The 15,894-nt window shown below is 36.5% G+C and carries 14 protein-coding genes and 1 pseudogene; 14 read left to right on the top strand and 1 reads right to left on the bottom strand.

Annotated features, from left to right (window positions below; genetic code table 11):
• Nucleotides 1-4: 4 nt before the first annotated feature.
• From LV469_07350 to LV469_07395, 10 genes and pseudogenes are all read left to right on the top strand, one after another.
• Entirely contained in the window at nucleotides 5-235 is a 231-nt protein-coding gene (locus LV469_07350; protein ID UHR02453.1) for a glutaredoxin family protein, read from the top strand.
• A gap of 54 nt (nucleotides 236-289) precedes the next feature.
• Complete coding sequence (murA, locus tag LV469_07355; GenBank protein UHR02454.1) at nucleotides 290-1,546, top strand: UDP-N-acetylglucosamine 1-carboxyvinyltransferase; 1,257 nt, start codon at nucleotides 290-292, stop codon at nucleotides 1,544-1,546.
• Nucleotides 1,547-1,564: 18 nt separating this feature from the next.
• The gene (locus tag LV469_07360) at nucleotides 1,565-3,097 is read left to right on the top strand and encodes an ABC transporter substrate-binding protein (GenBank protein UHR02455.1); all 1,533 of its coding nucleotides are present in this window, start codon (nucleotides 1,565-1,567) and stop codon (nucleotides 3,095-3,097) included.
• A gap of 45 nt (nucleotides 3,098-3,142) precedes the next feature.
• Complete coding sequence (locus LV469_07365) at nucleotides 3,143-4,075, top strand: ABC transporter permease (protein ID UHR02456.1); 933 nt, start codon at nucleotides 3,143-3,145, stop codon at nucleotides 4,073-4,075.
• Nucleotides 4,075-4,917 (top strand): ABC transporter permease, encoded by an 843-nt coding sequence (locus LV469_07370; GenBank protein ID UHR02457.1) that lies wholly within the window; start codon nucleotides 4,075-4,077, stop codon nucleotides 4,915-4,917. The genes LV469_07365 and LV469_07370 overlap by 1 nt, the downstream gene beginning before the upstream one ends.
• A gap of 2 nt (nucleotides 4,918-4,919) precedes the next feature.
• Nucleotides 4,920-5,870 (top strand): annotated as a pseudogene (locus LV469_07375) (ABC transporter ATP-binding protein).
• Nucleotides 5,850-6,887 (top strand): ATP-binding cassette domain-containing protein, encoded by a 1,038-nt coding sequence (locus LV469_07380; protein UHR03599.1) that lies wholly within the window; start codon nucleotides 5,850-5,852, stop codon nucleotides 6,885-6,887. Before LV469_07375 ends, LV469_07380 begins: the two are co-directional and overlap by 21 nt.
• Before the next feature lie 230 nt (nucleotides 6,888-7,117).
• Nucleotides 7,118-8,272, top strand: coding sequence for an ABC transporter substrate-binding protein (locus tag LV469_07385; protein UHR02458.1), 1,155 nt, complete (start codon nucleotides 7,118-7,120; stop codon nucleotides 8,270-8,272).
• A 42-nt stretch (nucleotides 8,273-8,314) separates the two neighbouring features.
• Nucleotides 8,315-9,280 carry an iron ABC transporter permease gene (locus tag LV469_07390; GenBank protein UHR02459.1) on the top strand — a complete coding sequence of 322 codons (966 nt, stop codon included), beginning with the start codon at nucleotides 8,315-8,317 and terminating at the stop codon, nucleotides 9,278-9,280.
• The gene (locus tag LV469_07395) at nucleotides 9,277-10,065 is read left to right on the top strand and encodes an ABC transporter ATP-binding protein (GenBank protein ID UHR02460.1); all 789 of its coding nucleotides are present in this window, start codon (nucleotides 9,277-9,279) and stop codon (nucleotides 10,063-10,065) included. Before LV469_07390 ends, LV469_07395 begins: the two co-directional genes overlap by 4 nt.
• Nucleotides 10,066-10,249: 184 nt before the next feature.
• Here the strand turns inward: LV469_07395 and LV469_07400 are convergent, their stop codons facing one another.
• Nucleotides 10,250-12,136 carry an ABC-F family ATP-binding cassette domain-containing protein gene (locus LV469_07400; GenBank protein ID UHR02461.1) on the bottom strand — a complete coding sequence of 629 codons (1,887 nt, stop codon included), beginning with the start codon at nucleotides 12,134-12,136 and terminating at the stop codon, nucleotides 10,250-10,252.
• Between the two features lie 108 nt (nucleotides 12,137-12,244).
• Between LV469_07400 and LV469_07405 the strand changes: the two genes are divergently transcribed.
• The 4 genes from LV469_07405 (at nucleotide 12,245) to groL (ending at nucleotide 15,856) form a co-directional block, all read left to right on the top strand.
• Nucleotides 12,245-12,877, top strand: coding sequence for a redox-sensing transcriptional repressor Rex (locus LV469_07405; protein UHR02462.1), 633 nt, complete (start codon nucleotides 12,245-12,247; stop codon nucleotides 12,875-12,877).
• Nucleotides 12,878-12,920: 43 nt separating this feature from the next.
• Complete coding sequence (locus tag LV469_07410) at nucleotides 12,921-13,796, top strand: DNA-3-methyladenine glycosylase (GenBank protein ID UHR02463.1); 876 nt, start codon at nucleotides 12,921-12,923, stop codon at nucleotides 13,794-13,796.
• Between the two features lie 137 nt (nucleotides 13,797-13,933).
• Entirely contained in the window at nucleotides 13,934-14,215 is a 282-nt protein-coding gene (locus LV469_07415) for a co-chaperone GroES (GenBank protein UHR02464.1), read from the top strand.
• 12 nt (nucleotides 14,216-14,227) lie between these two features.
• Nucleotides 14,228-15,856 carry a chaperonin GroEL gene (gene groL / locus LV469_07420; GenBank protein ID UHR02465.1) on the top strand — a complete coding sequence of 543 codons (1,629 nt, stop codon included), beginning with the start codon at nucleotides 14,228-14,230 and terminating at the stop codon, nucleotides 15,854-15,856.
• Nucleotides 15,857-15,894: the final 38 nt, after the last annotated feature.

Raw genomic sequence — 15,894 nt, forward strand, 5'->3', positions numbered from 1 at the left:
AAACATGGAAAAGGTAACAGTTTATACAAGTAATACTTGCCCTTATTGTACAATGGCAAAGGATTATTTAAGAGATAGGAATATAGAGTTTGTAGAAAAGAATGTACAAACAGACAAGGAAGCTAGAAGCGAATTGATGGCAAAGGGCTATACAGGAGTGCCTGTAATTGTAATTGGCGATGAAGAAGTAGTTGGCTTTGATAAAAAGAGAATTGATAGCCTTTTGGACAAGTGATTAAATCGTCCCGGGGACGATTTTTTTATTAGTAATTTAAAAATGGAGAATAATTTGGAAAAAATTATAGTGAAACAGTCCCCCCCTCTAAGTGGTAGAGTTAGGATATCAGGGGCGAAAAATGCTGCCTTACCAATTTTGGCAGCATCTATATTGAGTACAGAAGACGTCATCTTGGAAGATGTTCCCGAGTTAAAAGATGTAGAGATTATGTGCGAAGTTTTAAAATCTTTGGGGGTGAGCGTCGAAAAAAAAGACAAGAACACCTTGATTTTAAATGGCAAAAATCTCAATTCTTATACTACTGATTATAATTTAATGAGTAAGATGAGGGCCTCTTTTCTCGTTATGGGACCTCTTTTGGGAAGGCTTAATAAGACGGTCAATTCCTTGCCGGGAGGTTGCAATATTGGCTCTAGACCAATAGACTTGCATTTGAAGGGCTTTAAACTTTTAGGAGCCGAGATTATAGAAGACTTGGCTTCCATATCAGCATCTTGTAAGGAGCTTGTAGGCTCTAGAATTTATTTGGACTTCCCGTCAGTAGGAGCTACTGAAAATATAATGATGGCGGCCTGCCTTGCCAAGGGGGAAACCTATATAGAAAATGCTGCAATGGAGCCAGAAATAGTTGATCTTTCAAATTTCCTTAGAAAACTTGGAGCAAATGTGACAGGAGCCGGCACTTCTACTATTAGAATTAAGGGAGTCGAAAAACTCGGCGGAGCCAAGCATCAAATCATACCGGACAGAATAGAAGCTGGTACCTTTATGGTTGCTTCAGCAATGACAGGCGGCGATATCTTAGTAGAAAATGTAATCCCATCTCACATGAAACCAGTAATAGCAAAACTTATCGAATGTGGGGCCAAGGTTTTCGAAGATGATGACAGTGTAAGAGTAATAAGCGGCAGTTGTCAAAAGGCAATCGACATAAAAACTATGCCCTATCCAGGATTTCCAACGGATATGCAAGCACAATTTATGGCACTTATGACTAGACTTGAAGGCAAAAGTCAGGTTTTAGAAACAGTTTTTGAAAACAGATTCATGCATGCAGACGAGCTTTGCAAGCTTGGAGCAGATATAGTTTGCCTAGACAGAAAGGCCACTGTATCGGGAAGTTCTCAGCTTAAAGGAGCAAGGGTAAGAGCTACCGATTTAAGAGCGGGCGCTGCCTTGATACTTGCAGGTCTTGTAGCAGAAGGGGAAACTGAGATTTATGATATTTTCCATATAGATAGGGGATATGAGGATATAGAAAGCAAATTTAGAAGTTTAGGAGCCCATATAGAAAGAGTAAAAGAATAATCTAAAGGGGTGATTATTATGAAAATAAAGATAGGAAAGCTATTTATTTCTCTTGCACTTGTGCTAAGTTTGATGCTTACAGCTTGTGGCAAGAGTGATTCTGATAAAAAGGACAAGCAAGATTTAAAAGTAGCAGTTCAAGCTGATGCTGTAAGCCTTGATCCAAATGTATTTAATGACGACTATTCCGATTTGGCAATGAGACAGGTTTATGAAACCTTGCTTGCCAAAGATGAAGATGGAAATATTTACAATCTCTTGGCTGAAAGCGTAGACGAAAAGGATGATGGCAAAAATTATGTCATCAAGATTAGACAAGGGGTGAAATTCCACTCAGGAAAGGAACTCACAGTTGACGATGTAATTTGGAATTTAAACAGGGTCATAGAAAATACCAAGTCGTCTAACACCTATAAGAATATAATCAAGGATTCTATCAAAAAGATAGACGATCAAAGTCTAGAGCTAAGTTTGGAAAAGCCACAAGGTTCTTTTATGGAACTACTCACAAACCCATACTTGTCAATAATTTCTAAAGACTCGGCTCAAAGTCTTGATTTAGCATCCCAAGAAGATGGAACAGGTCCTTTTAAACTTAAAAATTGGGAACCTAAAAATGAAATGGTCTTTGAAAGATTCGATGACTATTGGTCTGATAAACCACAATTTAAGGAGCTTGTTTTCAGAGTAATACCAGAAGCCACCAATCGTATGGTTGAACTTGAAAGTGGTGGGGTTGATATGGCATTTAACATAGCTCCAAATGATATTTCAAAGTTGGAAGAAAATCCTGATTTGCAAATTTTTAGAAAAGGAAATTATGCAGTTCATTTCTTGCAATTTAATATGGCAAAAGCACCTTTCAATAATCCTCTAGCAAGAGAGGCTGTTGCAAATGCTTTAGATTTAAAAGAAATTGTGGACTCTGTATATATGGGAGTTGGAAATGTTGCGACAAGTCCAATTTCTCCAAGAGCAAAATATTCTATCGCTGATAAAATACAAGCAAGACAAAGAAATGTAGAAAAAGCTAAGGAGCTTTTAAAAGCTGCAGGCATAAAAGAAGGCACAGAGATAAAACTTTTTGTAAATGACAATCAGCAAAGACAAGATGTGGCAACAATTGTCCAAGCTCAACTAAAAGATGTTGGCTTAGATGTAAAAGTTGAAAAATTTGAATGGGGAGCTTATATGGATATCCTAAAGACCAAGCAAGAAGATATGTATATAATGAGCTGGTCTCCGTCAGTTGTCGATCCCGATTCATATTTATATTCTCCTTTCCACTCGGACAAGGCTGGTCAAGGACCTAATTTTGGAATGTATTCTAACAAGGAAGTGGACAAGCTAATTGAAGAGGGAATCTCAACGGTTGCACCTGCAAAGAGAGAAGAAATATACAAGAAAGCTCAAGAAATTATACTAAAGGATATGCCTAGGGTAGATATTTGGTATGGCGAACAAGTCTATGGAGCATCGAAGGCTATAAATAATTTCAAAATGTTGCCTGAATATGCACAAGTGTTTAAGGCAGTTACCTTTGGAGAATAAAAATTTAAGGCCGGTCTATCCGGTCTTTTTTTATAAGTGATATTTATGAAAAATTATATTTTTAAAAGAATTTTATACTTAATTCCGACAGTGCTAGGCGTTTCTTTGGCAGTATTCTTTCTTTTGTATATGTCGCCAGGGGATGCGGCATTTCAAAAAGCTGGGCCTGAGGCATCCGAAGCTGAAGTCCAAGTGATAAGAGAAGAGATGGGGCTTGATGATCCATTTTTCGTGCAATATGGCAGATTTTTGAAGGGATTTTTGACTAAATTTGATTTGGGAACATCTTATATAACTAATAGATCGGTTTCTCAAACCATGCTAAAGGCCTTTCCCAATACAATTAAACTCACAGCCTTCGCACTTTCTGTCACGCTTGTATTTGGACTTGGATTTGGAATAATATCAGCGCTAAAGAAAAATACGATTACAGATTTTATAATAATGCTAGCTGGTTTAATAGGACTTGCCATGCCAATATTTTGGACAGGCCTTCTCCTTATTATAATATTTTCAGTCAAGCTCAAAGTTTTGCCATCATCAGGTTTTTCTGATTTCAGGCACATGATTTTGCCTGGATTTGCACTAGGACTTCAGTCCACAGCTATTATAATGAGAATGACCAGATCTTCTATGTTAGAGGTTCTAAATTCTGATTATATAAAGACTGCAAGAGCCAAGGGCTTAAAACAATCCCGAGTGATTCTAGTCCATGCTCTAAAAAATGCAATGATACCAGTCATAACTTCAATAGGCTTGCAAGCTGGTAGCCTTTTGGGCGGGTCTGTGCTTACTGAAACCATATTTTCAATAAATGGTATAGGCAGGCTTATGGTTGATTCGATAAAAACTAGAGACTATCCCATGGTCTTGGGAGGGGTAATGCTAATAGCCCTATCCTATGCCTTGATATCAATTGTAGTTGACATCCTCTATATGGTAATAGATCCTAAATTGAAAGTGTCAGGAGGGAAATGATGAAAAAAAGGTTATTCACTTTTATTAAGAATTTTTCAAAAAATAAATTGGCACTACTAGGATTTTTTATATTGCTTGTGATATTTTTCATGGCAATTTTTGCTCCTTATCTGACACCCTATAACTATGCAGATCAAAACTTGCAAGAAACATTTTTAAGCCCATCTGCAAGACACATCATGGGGACGGATAAATTTGGTAGAGATATTTTTACTAGAATCTTGTTTGGGGCTAGGATATCTTTAAAAATTGGCTTTATATCCATGGCACTAGCGGCTGTAAGTGGCATTTTAATTGGTCTTATATCAGGATTTTATGGAGGATTCTTAGACAACGCCCTCATGCGACTAATGGACATCATGCTTTCAATTCCTGGACTTGTAATGGCAATAGCAATCTCAGCATCTCTTGGAGGAGGGATGAAAAACCTTATAATAGCTGTGGCGGTTGCGGCTATACCAGGATATGCAAAAATTGTGAGAGGTCAAGCTCTGGTATTTAAAGAAAATGAATTTGTCGAAGCGGCTAGGATTTTGGGGGCAAGTGATTTTAATATAATGTTTAAGCAGATACTTCCAAATTGCCTAGCACCTGTTATAGTTCAAATGACAATAGGAGTGGGCTATGCAGTTTTATCTGCTGCCAGTCTTTCTTTTATAGGAATGGGGATTGAGCCTCCCATGCCAGAGTGGGGACAGATGTTATCAGAAGGCAGGGATTTTATCAGAGATTATCCATATATTACTATGTTTCCCGGTATTTCAATAGCCATCACTATCTTGGCACTAAATATTTTGGGAGATGGATTAAGAGACGCTTTAGACCCTAAGTTGGGGAGGTAAGTATGCTACTTGAAGTAAAAAATCTAAAAACATATTTTAAAAGTGACAAGGGGTTTATAAAGAGCGTAAATGGTCTTAATTTTTCCATAGAAAAGGGAAAGACCCTAGCTGTTGTAGGTGAGTCTGGATGTGGAAAGAGTGTGACAGCATCGACTATAATGGGCATCTTGGATGAGAAGATAGCCAAGGTCGATGGAGAGATTCTTTTTGAAGGAAGAGACCTTTTAAGACTCTCTAAAGAAGAGAGAAGAAAGATAAGAGGTCGCGATATATCTATGATTTTTCAGGAGCCTATGACTTCCTTAAATCCAGCTTTAAAAATCGGCTATCAGATTTCAGAAGTATTCATGAATCATTTTAAGATGAGTAAGAAAGATGCCAAGAAAAAATCTTTGGAAATGCTAGAAAGAGTAAAGCTACCGAGAGTTGAAAAAATTTACAAGTCCTATCCTCATCAAATATCGGGAGGCCAAAGCCAAAGAGTGATGATAGCAATGGCGCTTTCTACAAGACCCAAGCTTTTGATAGCGGATGAGCCTACAACTGCTCTTGATGTGACAATCCAGGCTAAAGTTTTAGAACTCATGAAGGAGTTAAAAGAGGAGTTCGCAACGTCTATAATGTTTATAACTCATGATCTTGGAGTAGTCGCTGAAATGGCAGATGAGGTTGTTGTAATGTATGCCGGCAAGATAGTAGAAAGAGCATTGACAGAAGATATTTTTAAAAATCCCATGCACCCTTACACAAAGGGACTCTTGGAAGCCAGACCGAAATTGGGGGCTGAAAATGAAGAACTATACAACATAGAAGGAAGCGTACCCAATATAATAAATCTCAAAGATTCTTGCTATTTTCACGATAGATGTGATTATAAGATGCCGATATGCGAAAAAGAGATTCCGCCAACTTTTAAACTTTGTAATCATGAAGTGGGATGCTTTTTGTATGAGGGCTTATCCTGCAGTAAAGAGGAATTTTTAGAATTTGCAAAAAATGAAATTTCTCTAGATAAGGAGAAAAAATTCACCCCCTTACTCGAAAAAAATGACAAGAAAAATATCCTAGAGGTAAAGAATTTAATAAAGACATTTGGACAAGGTAAGAATAAACTCTTGGCCTTAAAAGATGTGAGTCTTAACATAAAAGAGGGAGAGACCCTAGGAGTAGTTGGAGAATCTGGTTCTGGAAAGTCGACACTTGCAAGATGTATAGCCAATATTTACAAGGATACAAAGGGACAAATTCTATTTGATGGCAAGGATATAAACAAGATGGACAAAAAAGATTACAGAGATTATAGAAGCAGGGTTCAGATGATATTCCAAGATCCCTATTCATCCTTAAATCCCAGACAAAAAGCAGGAGATATAATCTTAGAGGGTTTAAAAAATCTAAAAAATATGTCCAAAGAAGAAATGAATAAAAGATTGAACAAGGTAATATCTTTGACGGGTCTTTCTACTTATCACATGGATAGATTTGCCCATGAATTTTCTGGAGGTCAAAGGCAAAGAATAGGAATTGCTAGAGCGCTTGCTCTAGAGCCGGAACTCTTGATAGCAGACGAGCCAACATCTGCTCTTGATGTTTCGATTCAGGCGCAAATAATAAATCTCTTGAAAGATTTGAAAATGGAACTTGGTATATCTATGATTTTCATTTCCCATGACATGGCTGTGGTAGAAAATATAGCTGACAAGATAGCTGTAATGTATAAGGGAGAGGTAGTAGAATATGCAGCTACTAAAGAAATTTTCAAAAATCCTCTCCATCCATATACTAAGGGGCTTTTATCGGCAGTCCCGATAAATTATCCAGGCCAAAAGAGAAAAGTTTATCTGGATGAAAAATCTAAAGAAGAATATGAAAAGTATTATAGAGTCGATAGCTCAAATGAAGATTTGAAAAACTTAAAGACGGAACTCGTAGAGATTAAAAAAGATCATATGGTAAGAATAAAAAAATAAAAAATTCAGAAACATTTAGTTTCTGAATTTTTTATTTGCTTTGTAATAAATAAATTAAAAATATTTGGCCGCATATTTTTAAAAATTTTATGTTTATTTTTTCTCGCTTAATATATAAAACCTCGTATATATAGCAGAGTGTAGAAAAAATTAAAACGATATATTGGTAACAAATATCGTTTGTGTTATAATACTTTTGGTTTAAACCGATTGACGAAATAGGAGGAATTATGAAAAGAAAAATTTTAAAAATTTTATTTGCAGTTCTTATTCTTTCCATGATGCTTGTAGGATGCAAAAACAAGGAAAACAAAAAGAATGGGGCGGAGTCGGAAACGACAAAGCAAACGGAAACTGCAAACAAAGACGGAGAGTATAGGGAAGTTGTAGACCAGGCAGGAAGGACTGTCAAGGTGCCGAAAGATCCAAAAAGAGTTGTGATTACTTTTTGGCCTATGGGAAGTGCCTATACCTTATTTCAAGGATCGGCTGAAACTATCGTAGGTATGGATCCTGCAATGGTTAGCGTTGCTAAAAATTCTCTACTTACTAGGATAGATCCAAATGTTGCTAATGTGGATAGCAGTTTTATAAATGCTGATGGAGTTATAAATGAAGAGTCTTTGATGAAGCTCAATCCTGATTTGGCTTTGATTCCAGCTTATGCGACAGACCAATTGGAAATATTTGAAAAATTGGGAGTGCCTACAATTGTTTTTGATGTGACTGTTGAAGACTATAATACAGTTGAAACTTTTATGTCTTGGGTTGATTTATTGGGCAAGGCTTTTGGAAAAGAAAGCAAGGCGACTGCTATTAGAGAGTACGGAGAAAAGACTCTAAAAGAAATAGCAGAAAGAACTAAAAATTTATCAGAAGCTGATAAGCCTAAAGCTCTATTGCTTATAAGCTATGATGAATCAGGTAAGAGTACATCTGGAGAAAAACAATTTGCCAGATTTGAATTGGAATCTACTGGAGCTATTCATGTTGCCAGAGATGTAAAAGAAAATTTCATAAAATTAGATATGGAACAAATTTATAAGTGGAACCCAGATATTATTTATTTGAGCACTTTTACAGCATATAAACCTGAAGATTTGTATAATAATACAGCTGCTGCCAATGATGATTGGAGTCAAGTTAAGGCTGTAAAAAATAAGAACGTACATAAGTTCCCGATTGGAATATTCCATTGGTATCCGCCGTCAGCAGATGCGCCATTGGCTCTTTTGTGGCTGGCAAAAAATAATAATCCCGATTTGTTTAAAGATGTAGATTTAAGTAAGAGAATAAAGGATTATTACAAAGATCTATATGACATTGAATTGTCTGATGCGGATATAGATTTTATATTTAATCCAAGTTCTGAAGTTGCGAATTAATTTATGGTAAAAAGTTCAATTAGAATAAGGGTAGCATTGATTATGCTACCCTTATTGACATCATTAATAGTTTGGGTATTTGGTAGATATCAGCTAAGTCCTAAGGAAGTTATAACGATTATATTCGATTGGATAAGTGGAAATCCCAATATAGATAAGCAGGGATATTTGGTAGTTGTTTCAATAAGACTAGCTAGGATAATATTGGCACTTCTGGTAGGAATGGGGCTTTCTGTTGCTGGAGTGGCCTTTCAATCTCTTTTTTCAAATCCCTTGACAACGCCAGATATTTTAGGTGTATCTTCGGGTGCTGCTTTTGGAGCTGCTCTGGCTATACTTTTAGATTGCAATTCTTCTATGATACAGGTGATGGCACTGACATTTGGAATTATTGCTGTAATTCTTACGATGATAATTGCAAATATAAATGGATCAAGCACAACGATTATGCTAATTCTATCGGGGATAGTGGTCACATCAGTCTTTAATGCCCTCTTGTCGGGTATTAAGTTTGTCGCAGATCCGCAAAGTAAATTGCCGGCTATAAGCTTTTGGTTAATGGGTAGTATGAGCAATGCTTCTTTTAGAAGTATCGCCTTTTATTCGCCTGCCATAATAGCCGGGACTATCATAATCTATATACTGAGATGGAAATTAAACATCTTGTCTTTGAGTGAAGATGAAGCTAAGGCCATGGGAATAAATTTAAAACTTTTTAAGAGCTTGATTATTGTTGCAAGCACTCTTATTACAGCAAGCTGTGTGGCTCTATGCGGAATTATAGGCTGGGTGGGTCTACTTGTCCCCCACATTTGTAGGATAGTTTTCGGAGTAAATACTAAGATAATTGTGCCTGCGAGCATAAGCTTTGGCGCAACTTTTTTGCTATTGGTGGACACTCTTTCAAGGACCTTGCTGACATCCGAGCTGCCTTTGGGAATCTTGTGTAGTCTATTGGGAGCTCCTATATTTATAATGCTACTTAGAAAATCAAAAGGTGAGCTATGATAATTGAAGTTAATAATTCATCATATGGATGGGTAGGAAGGCCTGCTCTTTTTGAAGGGGTTAGCCTATCTTTGGATAGGGGAGAGGTCTTGGCAATATTAGGCCCCAATGGTATAGGAAAAACAACCTTGTTAAAGAGTTTGATAGGGCTTATACCCTGGAAAAAGGGTGCCACATTTGTCGAAAGTAAGGATATCAAGTCTTACAAGGCAAGTGATTTATATAAGATAATATCTTATGTGCCTCAGGCAAAGACACCGCCATTTTCGCTTACTACCATGGAGATGATTCTTCTTGGAAGAAATCCCCATATAAATATTGTTTCTTCGCCCAAGCAGAAAGATTATGAAATTGCTCGCCAAGTTATAGAGAGGCTGGGCATAGAGTATTTGACCGATGTGAAGGTAAATAAAATGAGCGGTGGGGAACTCCAAATGGTTTTAATAGCAAGGGCTCTTGTAAATAAACCCAAGGTGCTTATTTTAGATGAGCCGGAATCAAATTTAGATTTTAGAAATCAGTTGAAGATACTAAATATTATAAAATATTTGGCTAGAGAGGAAAAAATCGCTTGTATATTCAACACTCATTATCCCCAGCATGCTTTTCGTGTTGCCGATAAGGCCTTGCTACTTGGAAGAGATAAAAATTATTTGTTTGGGGAAGTGAACGAGATTTTAACAAAGGAAAATATAAAAAAATTTTTTCAAGTTGAAGTTTCTGTGGATGAAATAAATGCTAATGATATGTCACTTACGACTATTACCCCCTTATATCTTATTTAGAAAAATAAGCCGAGATGCTATTTTTAAAAGACAGTTGTTAGTTTGTTCAATTTTATAAGTGATAAAATAAAAAATTCAGAAGCACTTATCTTCTGAATTTTTTATTTATCGCAGCTTGCAGCCATAATCTTCACATATGAGATTTAATTTATTAAAAATACTTAGAACACCTTTTTATTTATACTCAGCCTAAGTCCATCCACTCTTCCATTAAGTCATCTAGTTCTTTTGACAAATTATTTCTGTCTTTAGATATGGAATTTACAAGTTCGTAGTCCTCGTAGGTAGATGGGTCTTGGAGTTTTTCATCTAGCTTTTTTAAATCTTCTTCTATTTTATGAATTTTATTTTCCAAAGCTTCCAGTTCGGCCTTTTTTTTCTTGATTTTTTGTCTGTTTTCTCTTTCTTGCCTTTTTATTTTTTCTTTTTCCGTCTTGCTAATAGGTAGGTCATTTTCATCTTCGTCGTCTTTTAAACTCGTTTTTTCTAAATAGTAGTCGTAGTTGCCGAGGTAAGAGTCTAGACCTTTTGATGACACAGCGAAAATTTTGTTGGCTATTTTATTTAAAAAATACCTGTCGTGGGATATGGCAAGTATAGTTCCTTCGTAATCTAGAAGGGCATCTTCTAGTGCCTCCTTGGAGTCTATGTCTAAATGGTTTGTAGGCTCGTCAAGCAGGATGAAGTTGCCGCCTTCTAGCATGAGTTTCAAAAGCGAAAGCCTCGCCCTTTCTCCGCCAGAAAGATCACCTACAAGCTTGAAAATATCGTCGCCTATGAAGTTGAACTTAGCAAGATAAGATCTCACTTGATAGTGATTTAGTTTAGGATAGCTATCCCAGAGTTCATCTATTATAGTTGAATTGGAATTGAGATTGGAAAGCTCTTGGTCAAAGTAAGCTATACGCAAATTGGAGCCATAGGATAAGACCCCTCTATCCGCTTGTATTTTTTTCATTATTATCTTAAAAAGCGTAGATTTTCCTATGCCATTGGGGCCGATGAGGCCTATTCTATCTTTTTTAAAAATTTCGAAGGAAATGTTTTCAAAAATTTGCGTAGAATATGATTTTGCAACTTGTTCACAGCTAAGGACTCTGTAACCAGTTTCCATATCCACCTTAAAAGATATTTTAGCGGCTTCTTTTTCAGCTATGGGATCTATTCTCTTCATTTTGTCTAAGAGTTTTTGCCTAGATTCGCCCTGCTTTATATATCTTGCATTTCCATAAGCTTTAAATCTCTTTATAATTTCTTCTTGTCTTTTAATTTCTTTTTGTTGATTGTCATATTGGTGCTTTTTCATTTCCAAATCTTTTTTTCTTTGCTCATAGAATTTGGAATAATTGCCCCTGTATATTTGTATTTTGCCGTCCTCAAGTAGGAAAATCTTATTTACAATGGCATCGAGAAAGTATCTGTCATGGGAAATCAAGACCAGGGTGCCGGAATAGTCTTTTAGATATTTTTCCAAAAAGCTGATTCCTTCGAGGTCGAGGTGGTTAGTTGGTTCATCTAGAAAAAGGATATCGGGCTTAGAGAGAAGGAGCTTTCCCAAAAGAAGCCTTGACTTCTCACCGCCTGAGAGCATTTTGGGGTCTTGATTTTTTTGTTCTTCAGAAAATCCCAGCCCTTTTATCATTCCATTTACAAGAGACTCCTTAGCATATCCCTGTTTAGACTCATAAATCTCTTGAAGATGAGAATATTCTTTCAAGAGCGAATCCAGATTATCAACAGCCTTGCTAGAAAGAGCAAGCTCTATTTCTTTGAGCTTTTTTTCTATTTCAATTAGCTCAGAAAAAGAAGACATCATCTCATCGTAGACATTGTCTAAGGCGAATGTGGGAGTTTGCTCCAGATAGCCTATTTTCACATCTTTTTGGATATAAATATCGCCAGAGTCCTTATCAAGGGCTCCAATCAAAATTTTCATAAGAGTTGTTTTTCCGGATCCATTATTGCCTATAAGACCTATCTTATCTTTTTCTTCAATGAGAAAAGACAGGCCGTCTAGGATATTTTTATTTGAAAAATCTTTTCTGATTTGAGATGTAGATATTATTGGCATAAATTCCTCCAAAAATATTGTATCAAAACTTATAGTTCTTTAAAAGCTTGTTAAAATTTGATATAATAATGCTAAACAAAAAGTTAACACTTTAAAGGAGGCTTTGAATTGAAACACCCAAGAAATGTATCCGAAACCGTAATTAGGAGATTGCCTATTTACTATAGATACTTGCAAGAAGAAATGGAAATGGGACAAGTTAGGATATCGTCTAAAGAGCTCAGCGAAAAAACAGGCTTTACTGCATCTCAAATCAGACAGGATTTAAATAATTTTGGCGGATTTGGTCAACAAGGTTATGGTTATAATGTGGGCCTTTTAAAGGATGAAATTGCTAAAATTATCGGAATCGACAAGACACGTAAGGCTATAATTGTGGGAGCGGGATCTCTTGGATACGCTATAGCCAGATACCAAGGCTTTAAAAACTCAGGTTTGGAAATTAGAGCCATGTTTGATGTGGATACTGAAAAAATAGGCAAAAAAGTCGAAAACATTGAAGTAAAAGACATGAAAGATTTGGTTTCCTATGTGAGAAGACACAAGATAGAAGTTGGTATAATCACAACCCCAGGTGCTTTTGCACAAGAAATAACTGACGCCTTGATAAAATTAGGTGTCAAGGGAATCTGGAATTTCACACCTGTGGACTTAGATGTTGAAGATGATGTAGTTGTAGAAAATGTTCGCTTGAACGATTCTCTTTTAACTCTTTTCTATTACCTAAATCATCCACTATAGGATAAACAGAGCCCGGTTACGGGCTTATTTTTTTGGAGGAAAAATGCAAATAGAAGAAAAAAATGGCTCTCTCATTCTAAAGGGATTAGAAGATTTTGATGCAAAAAAAATCTTCGAATGTGGTCAGGCTTTCAGATTTATAAAAGAAGAAGACGGATCTTATACAAATGTTGCCCATAAGAAAATTATAAATGTAAAAAATGAAAAAGACGGAGTTTTGATAAGAGCTACTACTTTAAAAGAGTTTGAAGATATATGGTGGGACTATTTTGATTTGGATAGGGATTATGAGCAAATCAGAAAAAAGTTAAGTCCTGATGAAATTTTAAGACCGGCACTAGACTATGGTAAGGGGATAAGAATCTTAAACCAAGACCCCTTTGAGACTATAATAACTTTTATAATCTCTGCCAACAATCAAATTCCAAGGATACAAAAGGCAGTAGAGAAGATAGCAAAGATGTATGGAAGCCCTTTTAAAAGTTATGATGGCAAGACCTACTACACTTTTCCGGATGCCAAAACTCTTAGCAGGGCCAAGGCAGAAGATTTAAGAAAAGATGCCAGAGTTGGCTTTAGAGATGAAAGAATAGTTAAAGCTTCTGAAATGATTAATTCTAAAGAGGTAGACATAGATAAAATTCGAAAAATGGATTTAGAAGATCAAAGAAAAGAGCTTATGAGACTTCCTGGGGTGGGACCAAAGGTCGCAGATTGCATCTTGTTATTTTCTTTTGGCAGATCGGAATCTTTTCCAGTAGATGTGTGGATAAAAAGAGTTGTAGAAAATTTATATTTTGGAGAAGAAATACCAAAATCAAAATTGGCTGCCCATGGAAGGGATATTTTCGGAGCCTATGCAGGTTTCGCTCAACAATATCTCTTTTATTATGGCAGAGAAAATAAACTTGGCAAGTAAGGGCTCTTGTCAAAGAAAAAAGGACTTTACAAGTAAATTAAAAAATTTATAAAAAAATTTGCAAAAGAAGCAAAGATGTATTATCATAATATTAGCACTTGAGATGGTTGAGTGCTAACAATCACAGGAGGGATAAGATGAAACTTAAACCATTACAAGATAAATTAGTAATTAAAAAGGTAGAAGTCGAAGAAACTACTGCTTCAGGAATTGTTCTTCCGAGTGCAGCTAAAGAAGAATCTAACATCGCAGAGGTCATTGCCCTAGGTAAGGATATCAGAGAAGATGAAAAGACCAAGGACGAAGTCAAGGTAGGAGATAGGGTAGTTTTTTCTAAGTATGCTGGAAATGAAATTGAAGTAGAAAAAGAAAAATACGTTATAATAAAGTATTCTGATATATTAGCAGTTATTGGCTAAGGAGTGATTTAGATGGCAAAAGATATAAAATTTAAAGAAGATGCAAGAGCTGGTCTTTTAAGAGGCATAGACATACTTGCAGATACAGTTAAAGTTACCCTTGGACCCAAGGGAAGAAATGTAATTTTAGACAAGGAATATGGCTCACCTGTAATCACCAATGATGGTGTTACAATTGCCAGAGACATTTCATGCGAAGATAGGTTTGAAGATATGGGAGCTCAACTTTTAAAAGAAGTCGCAACCAAGACAAATGATGTAGCAGGAGATGGTACAACAACCGCAACTCTGCTTGCTCAAGCCATTATCCATGAAGGAATAAAGAATCTGGCAGCAGGTGCTAACCCAATGGTTCTTAGAAGGGGTATAGCAAAGGCTGTAGAAGAGGTTGTAGAAGGCTTGAAAGAATATTCGGTTCCAGTTGAAAGCAAGGAATCAATTGCTCAAGTAGCTGCAATTTCAGCTGCTGATGAAAAAATTGGTGAACTCATTGCAGAAGCCATGGAAAAGGTGGGAAAAGACGGCGTAATAACCGTAGAAGAATCCAAGTCCATGGGAACAAGCTTGGAAGTTGTTGAAGGTATGCAATTTGACAGAGGCTATGTATCGCCTTATATGATTACAGATAGTGAAAAGATGGTTGCAGAATTGGAAAGTCCTTATGTTTTAATCACGGATAAAAAGATTACAAACATTCAAGACTTGCTTCCGCTCTTGGAACAAGTGCTTCAATCTTCAAAGCCACTTTTGATAATTGCAGAAGATATAGAAGGCGAAGCTTTGGCAACACTTGTTTTGAACAAGCTAAGAGGAACTTTGAATATAGTTGCAGTAAAGGCTCCTGGATATGGAGACAGAAGAAAAGAGATGCTCGAAGATATAGCAATCTTGACAGGTGGTAGAGTTATTTCTTCTGACTTGGGTCAAGAATTGAAGGATGCTCAAATCTCAGATCTTGGTACTTGTGCAAAGGCGAGAGTTGAAAAAGATCTTACAGTTATAGTAGATGGTTCTGGGGACAAGGCTAAGATTAAGGATAGGACAGCTCAAATCAAGGCACAAATAGAAGCCTCAGACAGCGAATTTGACATTTCTAAATTAAATGAAAGACTTGCAAAGCTTGCAGGTGGTGTAGCTGTTATAAAGGTTGGTGCAGCAACTGAAGTTGAGCTTAAAGAAAGAAAGCTTAGAATAGAAGATGCCCTTTCGGCAACAAGAGCAGCAGTTGAAGAAGGAATCGTTCCAGGAGGTGGAACAGTTCTCTTGGACTTGGTAGGCAGAGTTGAGGCTCTTTCTGAAAAGTGTGAAGCTGATGAAAAAACAGGTGTTAATATAATCGCCAGAGCACTTTTGGAACCAGTAAAACAAATAGCTATAAATGCTGGACTTGAAGGAAGCGTAGTTGCTGAAAAAGTAAGAAGCGAAAAACCGGGCATAGGATATGATGCTGCAAATGACAAATATGTAGATATGGTAAAAGCTGGAATTGTAGACCCAACTAAGGTTACAAGATCGGCTCTACAAAATGCGGCTTCAGTTTCGGCAATGATTCTTACAACAGAAGCAGCAGTTGCAACAGTAAAAGAAGACACCCCCCCAATGATGCCACAACAAGGCATGGGCGGAATGGGCATGATGTAATTTAGTGAAAATATAGAAATGAGGACTGCATTTTCTAG

This window comes from Peptoniphilus sp. GNH (assembly GCA_021307325.1).
In the GTDB taxonomy this organism is placed as follows: Bacteria; Bacillota; Clostridia; order Tissierellales; family Peptoniphilaceae; genus KA00134.